This is a genomic window from Methylomonas methanica, from assembly GCF_001644035.1.
Classification (GTDB): domain Bacteria; phylum Pseudomonadota; class Gammaproteobacteria; order Methylococcales; family Methylomonadaceae; genus Methylomonas; species Methylomonas methanica_A.
Window position 1 is genome coordinate 15,987 of sequence record NZ_LUUG01000046.1, and the last position, 16,247, is coordinate 32,233.

Here is a 16,247-nt window from a genome sequence, read left to right on the forward strand (position 1 = left end):
ATGAGCAACATTACCGGACCACACCCCGTTACCGAGATGACGGCGGGCAACCGCCGTAACCCAGAACACACGACTGATCGCACGGTTCGCGTTCAGGCCGCCGATGGTAAACCAATCAATCCGTGCCATCCGGCGCGAGCGCGGGAACTGCTGTGCAAGAAACGCGCGGTCCGCGTCAGCCGGCATCCCTACACCATTAGACTGTTGCTGCAAAATCAGGCCGAAACCATGCGTTTGTTATACGCAGAGGAGGAATCGGCATGAAACAGTCCAGAATCCATACCGCCGATACGCTTTTTTCAACCCTCGCTTATGACAACGACCATCACCTGTTCTTGCTGGCGGATTCCAGCGTGGGCTTTGGCTTTATCTGCCGGCCATTGACTGGGGCCGATCCCAGTGTTTCCGCTCGAGTCAATGTGTTGCTGAATCAGGACTGGCCGACCGATACTTTATTGCAAGTCAGCCTGTGGACGTCGCCTGACATCGAAGAATCGCTGGCGGTGATGCATACCCGGCGCCTAAAGCAGCAAAAACAGACCTATAAAACGATGACCGGTGCCAGCATCGATTTCCTGCGACAAGGCACCACCAAACCACCGGAATCGATTTCAGGCGCGCGACTGCGTCGCAGTCATGTCATCGTCACGGTAAAACTGCCCATCGCCAATCCAAGACCTACGGAAGCGGAAATCCGTCGCGCAACCGAATTACAACTGGCCACGCAGCAATCTTTATCAACGATTGGCTTATATCCATCGATTTTGGGCTCCGACCAATATGTGCGGGTATTGAATACCGTCCTCAACTGGAGCCCGGATGCCGGTTGGAAAGACCGAGTAGTTCCGGAATGCGATCCGACCCAGTTGATCCGCGACCAATTACTCGATTTTGACAATGCCCTACAGACCGACGAAAAAGGCATTTGGCTCGGATCAAAACGGGTAAAAACCCTGTCAGCCAAACGCACGCCGGACCATTTTTACTTTGGTAGCGCCAAGAGTTATCTGGGCGACATATTGTCCGGCACCCGCGGTATTCGCCAGAATGCGCTGATCAGCCTAACCCTTCATTATCCCGATGCCGAATCCACTCGCACCCGGCAGGAAGGCGTTCGGCAATTCATCACCAACCAGGTCAACACACCGATTGCCCGATTTTTGCCGGTACTGGTGCAGCGTAAACATAATTTCGATGTGCTGTTCGAAGCCTATGGTGACGGTGATCGGCCCATACGCAGTTATTTCGGCGTGCTGTTGTTCTGCGATGAATCTGATGAGGCTGCAGCGGTTTCTAATGCCCGTGTGTATTTTCGGGAACTGGGCTTTCAACTGTTGGAAGATAAATACTTCTGTCTGCCGTTTTTCCTCAACTGTTTGCCGTTTGGCCCAGAGCGCTCGGCGATTTCTGATTTGAAACGCTACCGTACTTTGGCCACTCGCCATGCCATTCCCTTATTACCGCTATTTGGCGACTGGGCCGGCACCGGCACCCCGACGTTGAATTTTGTCTCGCGTAACGGCGAGCACATGGCCGTGTCATTGTTCGATACCACGGGCAACTACAACCTCTGTATCGCCGCCGAATCCGGTAAGGGCAAATCTTTTCTGACCAACGAAATCATCGTCAGCTATCTGACCGAAGGTGCGCAAATCTGGGCCATTGATGTGGGCCGCTCCTATGAAAACCTCTGCGAGGTTCTGGAAGGCGATTTCGTCAAATTTACCCACGGTTCTGGCATCTGCATGAATCCGTTTGAGATCGTGCAGAACTTCGAAGAAGAAGCCGACATGCTGGCAGGGCTGGTTAGTCAAATGGCGGCACCCACCGAGAAATTGACCGACTTTCAGACCGCCGGTCTCAAGCGCATTCTCAAACAACTGTGGACTGAAAAAGCCCAGTCGATGTCGGTCGATGACATTGCCAAATGCCTGTGTGCCGAAGGCGATCAACGTTTGAAGGATGTTGGCGAACAGTTGTTCCCCTTTACCACCCGAGGTGAATACGGCCGTTATTTCAACGGCCACAACAACGCTAAATTCGCCAGCGACTTTACGGTATTGGAATTGGAGGAACTCAAGGGTCGCAAGCACCTGCAACAGGTGGTCTTGCTGCAACTGATCTACCAGATCCAGCAGGAGATGTACCTGGGCGAACGTAACCGGCCCAAGATCGTCATCATCGACGAAGCCTGGGATTTGCTAACCGAAGGCGATGTGGCCAAGTTTATGGAACATGGCTACCGTCGCTTTCGTAAATACGGCGGTGCCGCCGTCACCATTACCCAGTCGGTGAATGACCTATACCGAAATGCCGCCGGCCGAGCCATCGTCGAGAACTCAGCGAATATGTATCTGCTCGGTCAAAAAGCTGAAGTCATCGAAGGCATGAAGCAGGATCGTCGCTTACCGTTATCCGATGGCGGTTATGAACTCCTCAAAACCGTCCACACCCTGCCAGGCGCCTATTCGGAAATCTTCTTCATCACCGAAATGGGATCCGGCATTGGCCGTCTGATTGTGGATCCGTTCAAACGCATTCTTTTTTCCACCAAGCCAGAAGATGTGCAGGCGCTGAAGCAGCTGCGTAGACAGGGGCTCAGTCTGGGCGATGCCATTCAGCAATTAACAGACGCACGCCAACCGAAATCACGGGAGTTTAACCATGGACGCTAAATCGCAATGGCTGAGTGTTGTCTTGATCGCCGCCAGTTTAGGCTCGGTGGGCGGTTGGTTTTCAGCTTATCAACAACTTCGGCAGCCACTGGCACGCCTGAATTTGGTGACGCCGGTATTCGTACTGGATCGGGCCAAATTGATTCAATCAATTCCGCCGAATGCCACGCAAGAACAAATGGCCAAGATCGTCGATGACTGGCAAACCCAGGCCAAAAAGCTCAGTGACGCGGGCTATCTGGTGATCGATTCCACGGCAGTGGTTACGGCACCTGACGATGTCTATGTCCGGCAAACCCAAAGGTGATGCGATGGACAAACCCATGACGATACGTCAAACATCCCACAGAAAGCCTATCGGCAAGTTCCTGCTCAAAGCCTTGCCGATCTTGATTCTGGTATTGGTGGTTGAGCATTACATCGGCCAACGCTTCCTGATTGGCGGCGACGATCAGGTTGATCGTTGTTTACCCGACAAATGGGTTTATCTGATCGATACCTACAACAAGGACATCTGGCGCGGCGATCTGATGGCATTTCGTGCCGAGCGCATGTCACCGTATTTCAAGGACGGCCAGATCATCGTCAAAATTGCCGCAGGTGTTACCGGCGATCATATTCAGGTCGACAGTCGGCAGACCACCGTCAACGGTTCCTTGATCATCGAAGGTTTGCCATTAGCGGAAAAACTCAAGAAACCCGCGTCTAGTTTCAAACGTGACGAAACCATTCCGCCGGCGGCCTATTGGTTGACCGGCAAAACGGATAAGAGTTTTGACTCGCGGTATTGGGGCTATGTCTATGACCATCAAGTGATTGGGCGGGCTTATGCGCTATTTTGAATTCCTGTCCAATCGCCCGCGTAAAGTAGTGTTCTTTTGCTTGGCGAATGTATTACTGGTGGCCTCGGTGAATGCTGAGGAGGAATGGTTATCCAGATCGCAACGAATTCTGAATACCTTGGATGGTCAAGCTAAGCCTGCGTGGCTGGAAGGCAATGCCTATCAGTTGGAAGCAAACCGGCAAGCTATGGAGATGATGCAAAACTCGAAGGCTATGCAATCAATTTCAGCATCCTCAAACCCACTCGACAAAACAGCAATACCTCATCCTGGCAAACCGCTCAAAGTGGTGTTCGTTTCGTTCTCGCTTGGCGATACCACATTGAAAGGCATGTTCGAAGAGGCATCTGGACAGGACGATGCTTTGTTGGTGTTTCGAGGCCCCAAGCCCGGTCAAAAACTACCTGCTCTGTTTGCCGATCTCAAACGGCTTCTAAAGGACATCGATCCCGTTCCGAACATAGTGATCGATCCTCCCCGGTTTCAAAAATGGGCGGTAACGTCAGTGCCGGCCATCGTCGTCGAATCGGATGACAAGGCTTTACTACAAGTCAGAGGCGTCAGCAGTTTGACTTGGCTGAATGATAAATTCAAATCCGGTGCTACCGGCGATTTAGGCCGATTGGGCGATGTTTACGACATCGCCGAAATCGATCTGCTCGAAGAAATCAAACGACGGATGGCCGCGATCGATTGGCGGCAAAAGCAACAACAAGCCATCGCCCGTTTCTGGGATCAGCAAAAATTCGAGGTGTTGCCAGTCGCGTTGGAAGACCGTGAGCGAGTAATCGACATGACTATCACCGCGCCGCGCAATCTGATTGCGCCGAATGGTCAACTCATTGTCCGGGCCGGACAACCCGTCAACCCCTTGGACAAAATGCCGTTCGGCTTATGCCTGATTGTGTTTGATGCTACCGAAACCGCCCAAGTCCATTGGATTCGCCAATTGTCATGCCAGGACAAAAAAGCCCGCGTGATGTATCTGACCACGTCGGTGTCGCGTCAGGACGGCTGGGCCAACTTGAGAGCCTTGGAAACATCGCTGAATTCATCGGTGTACTTGTTGACGCCAGACGTGCGTAGCCGATTTCAATTACAGCATGTGCCGAGTCTGGTAGAGCAGACTGGCAATCGTCTAGTGGTTCGCGAACGAAAACTGCCGGCTTCGGCGGGAGAGCGGTCATGAATTGCCTGATTTTCCCTTGGGTCTTCTGGCTGCTCATATCCCTGGTGAGCAACCTACATGCCGACACCACAACCAGAGCCACCGATCCGCTGTGTGCGGATGCCGAGCTGTGGTCAGGAAAACTGGTCACCGATATTTGCTGGAGCTGTCTGTTTCCGATACGCGCCGCCGGTGCCTCATTAGGCGGTGGCAATGTGCCAAGTATCGCTACCGATGAGAAGTTTTGCTTCTGCACCGATCCCATGGGTATACCGCAATTAGGCATGACGGTAGGCTTATGGAATCCGGCTCGACTGATTGAAATCGTCCGTAATCCCTGGTGTTCACCGGCACTGGGCGGCCATAAAATCAGTGCCTCGAATGTACGTTTGATTGCCACTACCGGCAAGGCGGATTTCGATGCCAGCGAGATGTCGTTTTTCAATTACCACTACTTCGCCTTTCCGCTGACCATCATGCTGGACCTGTTCTGGGATGGACGATGCAATAGCGACGGCTATCGCGACTTTGATTTGCTGTACGTCTCGGAACTCGACCCCACCTGGAATAGCGATTTGCTGGCGTTTTTCACCAGTCCGGAAACGGCGTTGTTTGCCAATCCAGTTGCCATTTCCGCTTGTGTAGCCGATGCCGCAGCCGCCGCGACTGGAAATTCCCTGGATGCCTTGTTCTGGTGTGCCGGTGCCTGGGGTCACATGTATCCCTTGTCCGGTATTTCGCCGACCAGTTATGGCACCGATCCTCGGATTACCAGTTTGTTGGCCACGCGGGCGACAGCGGCCTTACATCGCCGAGGCCTAGCTTGGAAAACATCCGGTAACGATGCCCTGTGCGGCGGGACGATTTATCCCTTCATCCCCAAATCCCAATACCGGCTCAGTATGTTTTATCCGGTAGCGGAAACCGAGTCCAATCATGTCATCGGCGAGACCACCTTTAAATGGGGTGCGGGACGTACCTTCCCAGGTCCGGGCGAAGATCATCTCTACATCCTGTGGCGCTGGCAGGATTGCTGTGTGGGGTTGTGATGCATATCTGGACATTATTCGAGCCGCATCGCTGGTTTACCCAAGCACTATCCGCCCTGTTATGCGTGACGATGGCCTGGACGCCGTTTGGGGTATCTTGGGCTGATGCGATACAGGCGGCTGGCAATGATGGCCAGAAATTGGGGCAGCAGATTGTTGGAGGTTTTCAATTTCCAATCGATACCGGCAGCGGTTCTCTGTCGTTGAATCCAGGTACTTCGCAGGAAAGCGCGATTTCGATCGGCACGCTGTTTCCAGATACCAACAGTGCAACCACGACAACCAGTGACCTTGCCACTCTCTACGGTAACAATCCCGGTACCATCGCCGCCGGCTTGAATGCCCAAACCACTTTGAACGGCGAAAGCAGTTTTACCGGCGAAGCCTATCGCACTCTGATCGACAACGCCCATCAGTCGCATCCGGATTTACACAACGATGCAGTCTGGAATACCGGCGATCAGGTGTTTGCCAATTTCACGCCCTGGGCGCATTCGTTTTCGGACTGTACCACCGTGACCACGCAAACCGAGACCAGCTATTCGGTCCGTATTCCCGACTATCAATTGTGTCTGCGCCAACCGACGGTACCGCAAAGTTGTACGGCGACACATCAAGTCAATGTAGAGACCCTACTCGGTTTTGTATCCGGGAACGGCGGCATGTCCAGTTGTGGATCTGGCTGTATGGACTTGTATGTCGGACGTGTCGGCGATAACTACTGGTCGGCTGGTTGCGGCATATTCAACTGGGAAGTGACTTACAACGTCCTGCATCCGGAAGCCATCATCAGTGCCACGCTGGAAGACGTCGAATTCGATGACCATGCTCGCGTGTATTACGGCGGGAATCTAATTTATACCGGCTCGACCGGCTGGGGTGGCTCTTGCGAACTGAGTAATAGCTGGGTCGATCATCCCAATCGTGATGTCACCTATGCCTTCAACAGCACGGGCAACAAAGTCTTCAAACAGGAAACCATGGTCGGTGGTAATGGTGAAGGTTATTCCAGGATTCGGCTCCGATATGATTTGTCGAAACTAATCACCCAGGATCAATGGAGCTGGAGCGGACCGAATTGCCAGAATCTGGCCAATGCCATTACCGATGGGATTTGCCAGGCTGGCAGTCAGCTCAGTTGCAGCAATGATCCCGCTAATGCCTCGGGTTGCTATGTCGACTCAACTTCGCAAGTCATGGTCTGTGGTTCCGATTTAGCCCAAGCACCCGTGGCGAGCTCGACCGGTATTCGTAATACCTGTATGAGGATCGATGCCGCCGGGCAATGTGATTTGAATCAATACGGTCAATGCTGGACCGACACGGCCGGCACGCATTGCTTGGAGCCACCTGCCAACGGTGTTCCCGCCAAGACTTGTGATACTTTTGAGACGCAAGGCTGCTCATTCATCAAAAGCCAATGTCTGGATGTGCTGGCATCGGGCACCTGCTGGGACAGCATCGACACCTACGATTGCGGACAATCAGCTGGCATTCCCGGCATTCAAAGCAACACCCAACAGCAATGCGCGGGGCCTGTTCGCTGCATGGGCGAAGACTGTATCACCGTGAATCGGACTCAAAGTCAGGATTTCACCAAGGCGGTGGCCTTGCTGAATAGCGCACAGCAAATGGCGATGGATTTGCATTGCGACTACGCCAACGCCGATCTTCAGCAAAAGGATCCGACCACTTGCCAGGTGTTCCAAGGCAAACCTGCCAGTTGCAAAATGGTTGGCGGCGCGCTCAGTCTGGTGGATTGCTGTGAAACGCCAGCGGGGGCGATGGGACTTAGTCGCTATATCGATTTGCTGTTGGCCACCAGCCAACTGGACAATGCCATCATGACCATGGACAGCACCTCCATCGTCCGTGGCGCCTGGGAAACCATGCGCACGCCGTTTACCCTGGCCGGCGATGCCTGGAATAGTTTTCAGGCTGATTTTGCCTCGGGCGTAAATGACTTGGTCGGTACCGATATGCTGAGTACATCCGACGTCGCCTCACAAGGTTTACTGGACTCGCTGAAAGGCGAACTGATGAAATCGGTCGCGGAATGGATCGGTAATATCTTTGGCGAGGCTGCGGGTAATGCCTTGTTCAGTGCCGGCGGGCAAGCGGCTTTCGATTCGGCCGGCAATCTAACGCCGGCGGCGGAATCCGGCGGCGTTGAATTGGGCGGCGGCGCAGCCGTGGCAGGTGAAATGCTCAGTACCTTGATGACGGCTTATACCGTGGTGATGATCATCATCATGATTATCCAGATCGTATACGCCTGCGAACAAGCAGAATACGAACTGGCGGCGAAGAAGCAGCTTAAAGTCTGTACCGACTTGGGTACTGTCTGCGAAAGCAAGGTAGCGGGGCTTTGTCTGGTAAGAAAGGAAAGTTACTGCTGCTACAACTCACCGCTGGCCCGCATCCTCAACGAGCAAATCAAACCGCAACTGGGGATGGATTTTGGCACGCCGGAAAGCCCTGTCTGTACGGGGATTAAAGTCTCGGATCTGGATAGAGTCGATTGGACTCAAGTGAATCTGGACGAATGGATGGGGATTTTGGCTCAGACCGGGCATTTACCGACTGCAGCCAACGCCGCAGCCATGCTGAATCTTGATCAGTTGACCGGTAGTGGCAGCCGACTGAATCCACAAAAATACGGCGCCGCCTCCAGTGGCCGACAAGACACCTTAACCCGCACCCAAGGCCGGATGACCGACCTGGATGTACCTACGGTCAAACGGCAGTCTGAATTGGAAGGCTGGAGCATGGGGCCGCAATAATGCGGCCTAAACCTTACTGAACGGCGTCTTTCAGGCCCTTACCTGCTTTGAACGAGGGTAATTTAGCGGCGGCAATCGTAATGGCTTCACCGGTTTGAGGGTTACGACCAGTACGCTCGGCGCGTTCTTTTACTTCAAATGTACCGAAGCCCACCAACGCCACGGAATCGCTGGCTTTAAGCGCGGCTTGGATCGATTGAGTAATACCATCCAATGCACGGCCGGCATCGGCTTTCGTGAGGTTAGCATGGCTGGCGATGGCGTCGATGAGTTCGGATTTGTTCATACGTCAATTTTCAAAAAGTGATTGAAGAAAAGAAATCTAGTCAAAATTAGTGAATTAGCTTCGATTTTTAGGACTTTGGAATACATGTTTACAGACAAAGTTCGGCATTGCTTACATCAATTGGATACCGAGCCCCCTTCAGAGCAAAAGTAGTCTAGCCTTGAACCATTAAACCACATGATAATAGCCGTACAGTAAATTTCGGAGATATGAGGAATGGCAGACAAGTCACTTAACATGGAAATGGGAAATCTTATTTGTCGATTTGGAGATAAAAAGGTATTGCTTGATTTAGCTGAAGAAGTAGTGTTACCTGCTTTTATTGATAATTCACTTGTCAGAAGCTACGACAAAACAAGTTATTTCTTTTACGACGTATCTCCAGTCGTTTTACTTAATAATCAGCACGAACAAGTTATTGGCATAGCTGGCCGCTTTATTAAAGATACGACATTGGAGCGAGAGCAAATATTCGAAAATGGAAAAGGACTTATTAAAGACAATGAGTATATGCGTTCATCTCCATCAGCTCTTTTCCTGCTCATTCTAAATAACCACCGATTAATATATGTCAAAGAGACAAAAGATGCACCATCAAAAGAGTCATTCCGTTCCACTCTACTAAACTTCCTTAGTTTTAAGCATGAACAGCATATAAAAATTGAGCATGAAAGACTCAAGAGTGATGGAAAGAGCATCACAAAAAAATCTCTTTACATCGAAACACCAAGACCAACGCTAGAGTTAATACCTTTAACATCGGAAGACAGTATTGAAGAGTTCTTAAAAAAATACGACGTACTCAAGTCAATTGAAATTACTCTTTCAGATAGGAATGATGAAAACGACAACGATCCTTTTTTTGACGAATTACAAAAAAGAAAAGACAAAATTGGAAGTAAGACTTCAGTAGTCAGACACGCCAATTCACAGGGTCTGAACAAGGATAATGCAATCCAGGAAATATCAGAGGCAACAGAACAAGGAAATCAATCGGTCAAGCTTAGCGGAATTGACATAGATGGTGACATATTGAGTGGCAATAATGAAAAATTTCAATTAAGAAAACCGTTGGAAAACTTGAGCTCAAAGCCAAACCAAGCAGCAAAAGAACTTTATCAGTCTTTTCTTGGATTAGTGGACGACGGATTGGTGAAAGTGCCTGAAACCTCACCAAAAGCGAGAAATATTATTGGACTGCTAATGCAGAGGTTGTTCTGATGGTAAATACAGACTTTGATCCCAAAGACCTGACGAAGGAAAAAAGCTTATGGGACGTGTATATCGAATCCAGAAAAATACCTTCTAGCAGATTTAACGATTTAACAACTTTAGCAGTGGCTACGCTGCTAATCTTAAATGCCTATTTAACAAAAACACCGATTAACGAATTGCTAGAGTTAGTCAGAAAGTCATCAGACACAGGTCTTTCTGTTTCTCTCAGTACACTTGGATTCTTAGTTTCAGGATTCACAATATTTGCAACCATATCTCAGCCAGCACTTTCTATTAAAATGTCTGAAATAAGACATCCAGAAAGCGGTCTATCTACTTTAAAACATAACTACTTTATTTTTCTGAGAGTATTCATTTATTATATTGCCTTCGCTTTTTTCTGTTTGTTAATAACCATGTTTGGTCATCAGGGCGGCCTAGTGGCATTGGCGGTTTCTTACTTTGATTGCATACCACTCTTAAAACCAGTTTTAGTAAAAATGTCCTATATTCTATTATTTACTGGATATTTTTATCTGCTTATTCAACTTAAATCATTCATTTTCAATATTTACCATGCCGTTATGACGGCGCTTCGATGGAAAGCTGAAGGATATGATGAGGAAGAAGGTAATCAAAATACCCCCTCACCATAATCACTGTCTCTGAGAGACACTATTTTCTGTCAAACTAGGCTTATAAGTCACATCAAATACAGTATCGGCCAACCAGCGTTTAAAATTTGGATTATCACTAAATTGCTTAAACAATTCGGTATGATCGGCCAACAGCTCTAAAATTACTCTATTGAGAGCCTTATCATGTTCCATTCGGGCAGTGGACGGCGTATTTGCCATCGCGTTTTGATAGGCCTTATCCTGAGAAACCCGATTCGGAATTTCCTCGGTAATCACCTTGCGAATCTTGTCGCCATCCTTCCATTCGATATTGCCGAACAAGTCGTTGAAGGCTTTGATGATGTTGGATAGCTTGTCGATTTCGGTAATCTTGCCTCCACCGCCAGCACTGGTCGGTGCGGGCTCTACACTGCCATCCTCATCTTCCATGCCCATACTCAACGCGGCTTTCACTTCAGGCCGATAGCTGTCCATGTCGATGGCGTCGAGCACGCCTTTGGAAAGATCTTCCTCTTTCGGCGCCGGCAATTTCGGTATCAGGAAATTCAAGAAAATCGCCAGTTTTTCCCAAGCAGGGTGACCATAGGTCAATATCGCACCGAGGAAACCATAGCTGCGCACGAAAGCCTTGGCTTTGCCTTTAAACTCGACTTGGGCATTTTCATCCAATTGCTGTTTGTACGCTTCGACGCAAACATCCAGAATCGGGTCCAGCTTGTCGCGTTCCGCACCTTTGATGTACAGCGCCACCAAGTCTTCCACCTGCTGCCAGGCATACACTTGATGGCCGTCCAGATCGTTTTTCAGGTCATGCAGTTTGTTCGGGTCGGTTTCGCCGACTTGCACCGTGGCGCGGTAATATTCCTGAAACGCCGCCTGTACCGCTTCGGCGTTGTCGGCAAAGTCCAGCACAAAGGTATCGTGTTTTTGCGGATGGGCGCGATTCAGTCGTGACAAAGTCTGCACGGCCTGCACCCCAGCCAGTGCTTTATCGACATACATGGTATGCAGCAATGGCTCGTCGAAGCCGGTGACGAATTTGTTGGCGACAATCAAAATCCGATACGGATCCTGCTTCAGCTTGACCGGAATGTCCTTACTGGGAAAACCATTCATGTCAGCTTCGGTCACATTCTTGCCGCCCACCTCATGCTCGCCGGAAAACGCCACGATAGCTTTATAGGGGCTTTTGATTTCCCGCAGGTAATCGCTGATCTCGCGATGATAATCGATGGCCCGCGCGATGCCGTTGCAGACCACCATCGCCCGCGCCTGCCCGCCGATCTTGCGTTTACCGATCACCTGCGCAGTGAAATGGTCGATCATGATTTCGGCCTTGCGGCGGATGGCCTTGTCATGCGATTCGACGTAATGGCGAATTTTCTTTAACGCCTTGACCTTGTCAAAATCCGGGTCGTCTTCCACGGTCTTGGCGACCCGGTAAAAGCTGTCCACCGATGTGTAATTCTTGATGACATCCAGGATGAAGCCTTCCTGAATCGCCTGCTTGGTGGTGTAGGTTAATTCCGGCGGCGAACGGAAATGCACTTCGTCGCCTTCCTGGTAGCGCTCGCCGAACAGTTCCAGGGTTTTATTTTTCGGCGTCGCGGTAAAGGCAAAGTAACTGGCATTCGACAGCATCTTGCGCGACTCGATTAGTTTGTTGACCGCGTCTTCGACCGACTCTTCGTCATCTTCATCGTCGCCGGGCGCGGCGGACAAGGCAAGGTGCATCTTGGCTGTGGTTTTGCCGCCCTGACTGGAATGCGCTTCGTCGATCAGCAGCGCAAAGCGGCGGGATCCCAGGTCGTCCAGCTCGTCCAAAATAAACGGAAACTTCTGCACCGTGGTGACGATGATTTTCTTGCCCCTGCGCAAGAAGCCGCGCAATTCCTCGGCGCTATCGGAATGGCCAAAGATCGAGGCGACATGGTCATAGCCCTTGATGGTCTTGGCAATTTGTGTGTCCAGCGCACGGCGGTCGGTGATCACGATCACCGAATCGAATTGCGTGCTATTGGCAGCGTCGGCCTGTTTCAACTCCACTAACTGATGCGCCAACCAGGCTATGGTATTGCTTTTGCCGCTGCCGGCCGAATGCTGAATCAGGTAACGGCAGCCCACGCCTTCGGTTCCGCAGCGGCGCAACAAGGCCCGCACCGTGCGCATTTGATGGAAGCGAGGGAACACCTGTTTGCGCTTTTTCTTGCCGCGCTCGTCTTCCTCTTCGACGATCTGGGCAAAGTTTTCGATGATGTTCGCCAGCGATTCCTTGGCCAGCACCTGTTTCCACAGGTAATCGGTTTTCAACCCGTCCGGATTAGGCGGATTGCCGGCACCGCTGTTCCAGCCCTGGTTGAAGGGCAAAAACCACGAGGTTTTGCCGGTCAGATGCGTGCAAAACGCCACCTCGCTATCGTCCACCGCAAAATGCACGATGCAGCGGCCCATTTGAAACAGCAATTCGCGCGGGTCGCGGTCGGTTTGATATTGGATGATGGCGTCGGCCACGGTTTGCTTGGTCAACGAGTTTTTCAATTCAAAGGTTGCCACCGGCAGGCCGTTGATGAAAATCGCCAAATCCAGCGAGCGCGCGGTTTCGTCGTTGCTGTAGCGCAGTTGGCGGGTGACGCTGAACAGGTTTTTGGCGAAATTCTCCGCCGAACTGGCATTGCCCGGCGTCGGCAGAAATTTATACAAATCAACATGCGCCGGACCGTGGCTGACGCCCTTACGCAACACATCCACCACGCCGCGTTTGGCAATCTCGCCCTGGATGCGATGCAGAAACTGGGTGCGTTTGATGCCGTCCTGCGCCAACTCCAGGGTTTCGACGATCTTGGGCTGGGTGGTTTGCAGAAAGGCCAGCAACTTGACGACATCCAGCGCCACATCGCGGTTGTAATCGCTGGGCTGGCCTGACTGATAGCCGCCGACGCTGTAATAGCCCACACTGGATTGGACTGAGTTATCCGCTGCAGTAGCCGGGTTTTGTTGACCGGTGAGATGTCTAACGATCAGGACTTCCAGGCCTTTTTCGCTGGTGTCGGTGGGCTTCATGCATTGTCTCCCTTCTTTCCGCTCTGGGGTTTGGGCGCTTGGCTCGCCGCCTCGGCAATGGTCGCCGGCTGCGGCAAAGTGACCTGTGCGGCTCGTTCGCGCGCCAGTTCCACGGCGCGGTGTAGCTGTGCCTGCAAAACTTTCATGTCCGGGATGTGCGCCAGATATTCAGCCACGCGGATATTGGAGGCATCCATATCCATCAGCTTGACCTGCTCCGCATCCTTGGTGGCGCACAGAATCAGTCCGATGGGTGGTTCCTCGCCCACGGCGCGGTCGTGCTGGTTCAGCCAGCGCAGGTACAACTCCATCTGGCCCTTGTGCGCGGGTTGGAACTTCTCCAGCTTCAGTTCCACCGCGACCAGCCGTTTCAGATGGCGGTGGTAGAACAGCAAGTCGAGGTAGAAATCGTCCGCGCCGACGCTGATGCGCTTTTGCCGCGCCACAAAGGTGAAGCCCACGCCCAGTTCCAGCAGAAAGCGCTCCATTTCGCGCAGGATGGCGTCTTCCAGGTCGCGTTCGCTGTAGTCGTGCGGCAGGCCCAGAAAGTCCAGCATGTACGGGTCGCGGAACACCAGTTCGGGCGTCATCTGCCCACCCGCGCGCAGGTGGCTGATTTCCGCCTTCACCACGAATTCCGGCTGCTTGGCGATGGCCGTGCGCAGGTACAACTGGCTGGCGACGCGCTCGCGCAGGGTACGCACGCTCCAGCGCTCCACGCGGCACAGCTCGGCGTAATACTCGCGTTCCAGCGGCTGCTTGAGCGGCAGGATTTCAATGAAATGGCTCCAGCTCAATTGTGTCGCCAGCGGCGACACAATGTTTTCGTCCGGAAACACCTCAGCGAACTGAATCATGCGGCGCAGGCTGCGCAAACCGAAGCTCTGACCATACTCCCGTACCAATTGTGTCGACAGCGTCGACAAAATCTCCTCGCCGTACTCCGCGCGACCATCGCGCAGCACTTCACTACGGATGCGTTTACCCACATGCCAATACAGCATCGTCAGCGTGGCATTGGCGGTCTGCGCGACGTGCTGGCGGGCATAGTCGATCAGGCCGCGCAACTCCAGCAGTAAGGCGTCGGCCGGTTTGGGTGCGGCGGGTTTATTCTTCGCCATTCTCTTCCTCCCCATTGGCTTCGAGGTCTTCGTCGCCACCCAGTGCCGCCAGGTTTTCCTCGGCCACCACGTCGTCCGGACCGGGCAGCCAATTGCGGACATCGATTTGGCCGGTGACGACATCGGCAATCAGGCGGTCGCGGTATTCACGGAGCAGGTCAATCTCCCGCTTAGTTCGTTCAATAGCTTCATCAAGTGGCTGACCATCCACCTCGACCCTATCAAGAATTATTCGTTGCTCTTCGACTGGAGGAACTGCAAAAACAACATTGACCAGTTTTTCTCGCGTTAAATGTGCAATGCTCACTCGATTGACGATTGATTCAAATCTGCCACGTTTCCCATTTGCAAAGAACTGTAAATATAGGAATTCCGATAGCATCTCCTGCTTTACGGCAATTCGGTGTACGGAGTTCTGAATGTAACATTCGGGCAGTTCGTCATTCCAAAGGCAAGCTCGGCCGACTTCACCGCCTTCGCTCACCAACAGATCACCTTTCTTGACGCGAAGCTGTGATTTTTCCGAATTGGCAATCCACATTTCACGTATGTCACGAATATCTGGTGTTAGCCACTGTATATTCGTAGATCTCAAATAAGGCTTGAAGTCACCATCGCTCTTTTCTTCAGTTGTGAGCATCTTGCCCAAAATGACATCAGCAATGTTTTTAAGTCTCTTTGCTTCCCAATGCTCAGGTATATCCCCTAGCCATTCTATGCCCGTTGGTTTCAATTGAACCGATGGGTCAAGACCGCGCGTGACGGCTTGATCAATTATTTGCAGCTTCTGCTCAATCAGCAACTTAATCAACTCACGCTTAGCTTTGATGAAACGGGCAATGTGAGCATCCTGCACCCGCAGATAGGCGACGATTTGTTCCTGCTCATCTCGTGGCGGCAATAGCGAAGGCATTTGCTTGAATTCGTCCCAATACAACCGGTTACGATCCGAGACGATGCCGCGCGAGAACTTATTCACCTCGCGCATATAGGCTGCCGTGCGGAACAGATAGCTGTAATAGGCACTGTTGGCTTCTGGAAACGGACTGGCCACCACATAAGCCGGGCTGACCAGACCATCGACCGGCGCCGCGCCGAGCGCGCCTTGCCACATGCGCATCATGTTATAGGCAATGTCGCCCTTGGCCGCGCGTTTGTATTTTTCCTTCTGGCTCATCACCTGCTTTCGCTTCAAGTTCTCCATGTCGCGCACCCGCACGCCGGTGCGCAATGACACTTCCAAAATCGGCAAGTCCGGAAAGCCGGTTTGCACCCGATGAGCAAACAGTCGGCCATTGCGTAGCACCTGCCAACCTTCCGGAATTTCAGGCACCCAAGGCAAGCCGGAGTCTCGATAAGACGGATATCGAACCGTATCCATTACGCAACTCCCGCAGCTTCGCAAGGGCT

13 protein-coding genes are annotated in these 16,247 nt (G+C 51.9%); 9 read left to right on the plus strand and 4 right to left on the minus strand.

Annotated elements, in window-relative coordinates:
• From A1332_RS03440 to traN, 7 genes are read left to right on the plus strand one after another with little or no spacing between them, the layout of a single operon-like run.
• On the plus strand, positions 1-264 hold the full coding sequence (locus A1332_RS03440; protein WP_231890198.1) for an RRXRR domain-containing protein: 264 nt from the start codon (positions 1-3) through the stop codon (positions 262-264).
• A complete protein-coding gene (gene traC, locus A1332_RS03445; protein WP_064007175.1) occupies positions 261-2,675 on the plus strand; it encodes a type IV secretion system protein TraC in 2,415 nt (804 codons plus the stop codon). Before A1332_RS03440 ends, traC begins: the two co-directional genes overlap by 4 nt.
• Positions 2,665-2,982 (plus strand): hypothetical protein, encoded by a 318-nt coding sequence (locus A1332_RS03450; RefSeq protein WP_064007176.1) that lies wholly within the window; start codon positions 2,665-2,667, stop codon positions 2,980-2,982. Before traC ends, A1332_RS03450 begins: the two co-directional genes overlap by 11 nt.
• Positions 2,960-3,517, plus strand: a complete 558-nt coding sequence (lepB, locus tag A1332_RS03455) for a signal peptidase I (protein ID WP_082879513.1) — start codon at positions 2,960-2,962, stop codon at positions 3,515-3,517. The genes A1332_RS03450 and lepB overlap by 23 nt, the downstream gene beginning before the upstream one ends.
• Positions 3,504-4,706 (plus strand): TrbC family F-type conjugative pilus assembly protein, encoded by a 1,203-nt coding sequence (locus A1332_RS03460; RefSeq protein WP_064007177.1) that lies wholly within the window; start codon positions 3,504-3,506, stop codon positions 4,704-4,706. Before lepB ends, A1332_RS03460 begins: the two co-directional genes overlap by 14 nt.
• Positions 4,703-5,734, plus strand: a complete 1,032-nt coding sequence (locus tag A1332_RS03465) for a TraU family protein (RefSeq protein WP_064007178.1) — start codon at positions 4,703-4,705, stop codon at positions 5,732-5,734. Before A1332_RS03460 ends, A1332_RS03465 begins: the two co-directional genes overlap by 4 nt.
• Positions 5,734-8,517: a conjugal transfer mating pair stabilization protein TraN gene (gene traN / locus A1332_RS03470; RefSeq protein ID WP_064007179.1), complete on the plus strand. Its 2,784-nt coding sequence runs from the start codon at positions 5,734-5,736 to the stop codon at positions 8,515-8,517. Before A1332_RS03465 ends, traN begins: the two co-directional genes overlap by 1 nt.
• Positions 8,518-8,530: 13 nt before the next feature.
• Here the strand turns inward: traN and A1332_RS03475 are convergent, their stop codons facing one another.
• The gene (locus A1332_RS03475; protein ID WP_064007180.1) at positions 8,531-8,803 is read right to left on the minus strand and encodes an HU family DNA-binding protein; all 273 of its coding nucleotides are present in this window, start codon (positions 8,801-8,803) and stop codon (positions 8,531-8,533) included.
• Positions 8,804-9,019: 216 nt separating this feature from the next.
• Between A1332_RS03475 and A1332_RS03480 the strand changes: the two genes are divergently transcribed.
• Positions 9,020-10,024: a hypothetical protein gene (locus tag A1332_RS03480; protein ID WP_064007181.1), complete on the plus strand. Its 1,005-nt coding sequence runs from the start codon at positions 9,020-9,022 to the stop codon at positions 10,022-10,024.
• Positions 10,024-10,674 carry a hypothetical protein gene (locus A1332_RS03485; RefSeq protein WP_064007182.1) on the plus strand — a complete coding sequence of 217 codons (651 nt, stop codon included), beginning with the start codon at positions 10,024-10,026 and terminating at the stop codon, positions 10,672-10,674. Before A1332_RS03480 ends, A1332_RS03485 begins: the two co-directional genes overlap by 1 nt.
• Here A1332_RS03485 and A1332_RS03490 read toward each other — a convergent pair whose 3' ends face one another.
• From A1332_RS03490 to A1332_RS03500, 3 genes are read right to left on the minus strand one after another with little or no spacing between them, the layout of a single operon-like run.
• Positions 10,675-13,716, minus strand: coding sequence for a type I restriction endonuclease subunit R (locus tag A1332_RS03490; RefSeq protein ID WP_064007183.1), 3,042 nt, complete (start codon positions 13,714-13,716; stop codon positions 10,675-10,677).
• Positions 13,713-14,852 (minus strand): PDDEXK nuclease domain-containing protein, encoded by a 1,140-nt coding sequence (locus A1332_RS03495; RefSeq protein WP_082879514.1) that lies wholly within the window; start codon positions 14,850-14,852, stop codon positions 13,713-13,715. Before A1332_RS03495 ends, A1332_RS03490 begins: the two co-directional genes overlap by 4 nt.
• Positions 14,824-16,218, minus strand: a complete 1,395-nt coding sequence (locus A1332_RS03500; RefSeq protein WP_064007185.1) for a restriction endonuclease subunit S — start codon at positions 16,216-16,218, stop codon at positions 14,824-14,826. Before A1332_RS03500 ends, A1332_RS03495 begins: the two co-directional genes overlap by 29 nt.
• Positions 16,219-16,247 lie beyond the last annotated feature (29 nt).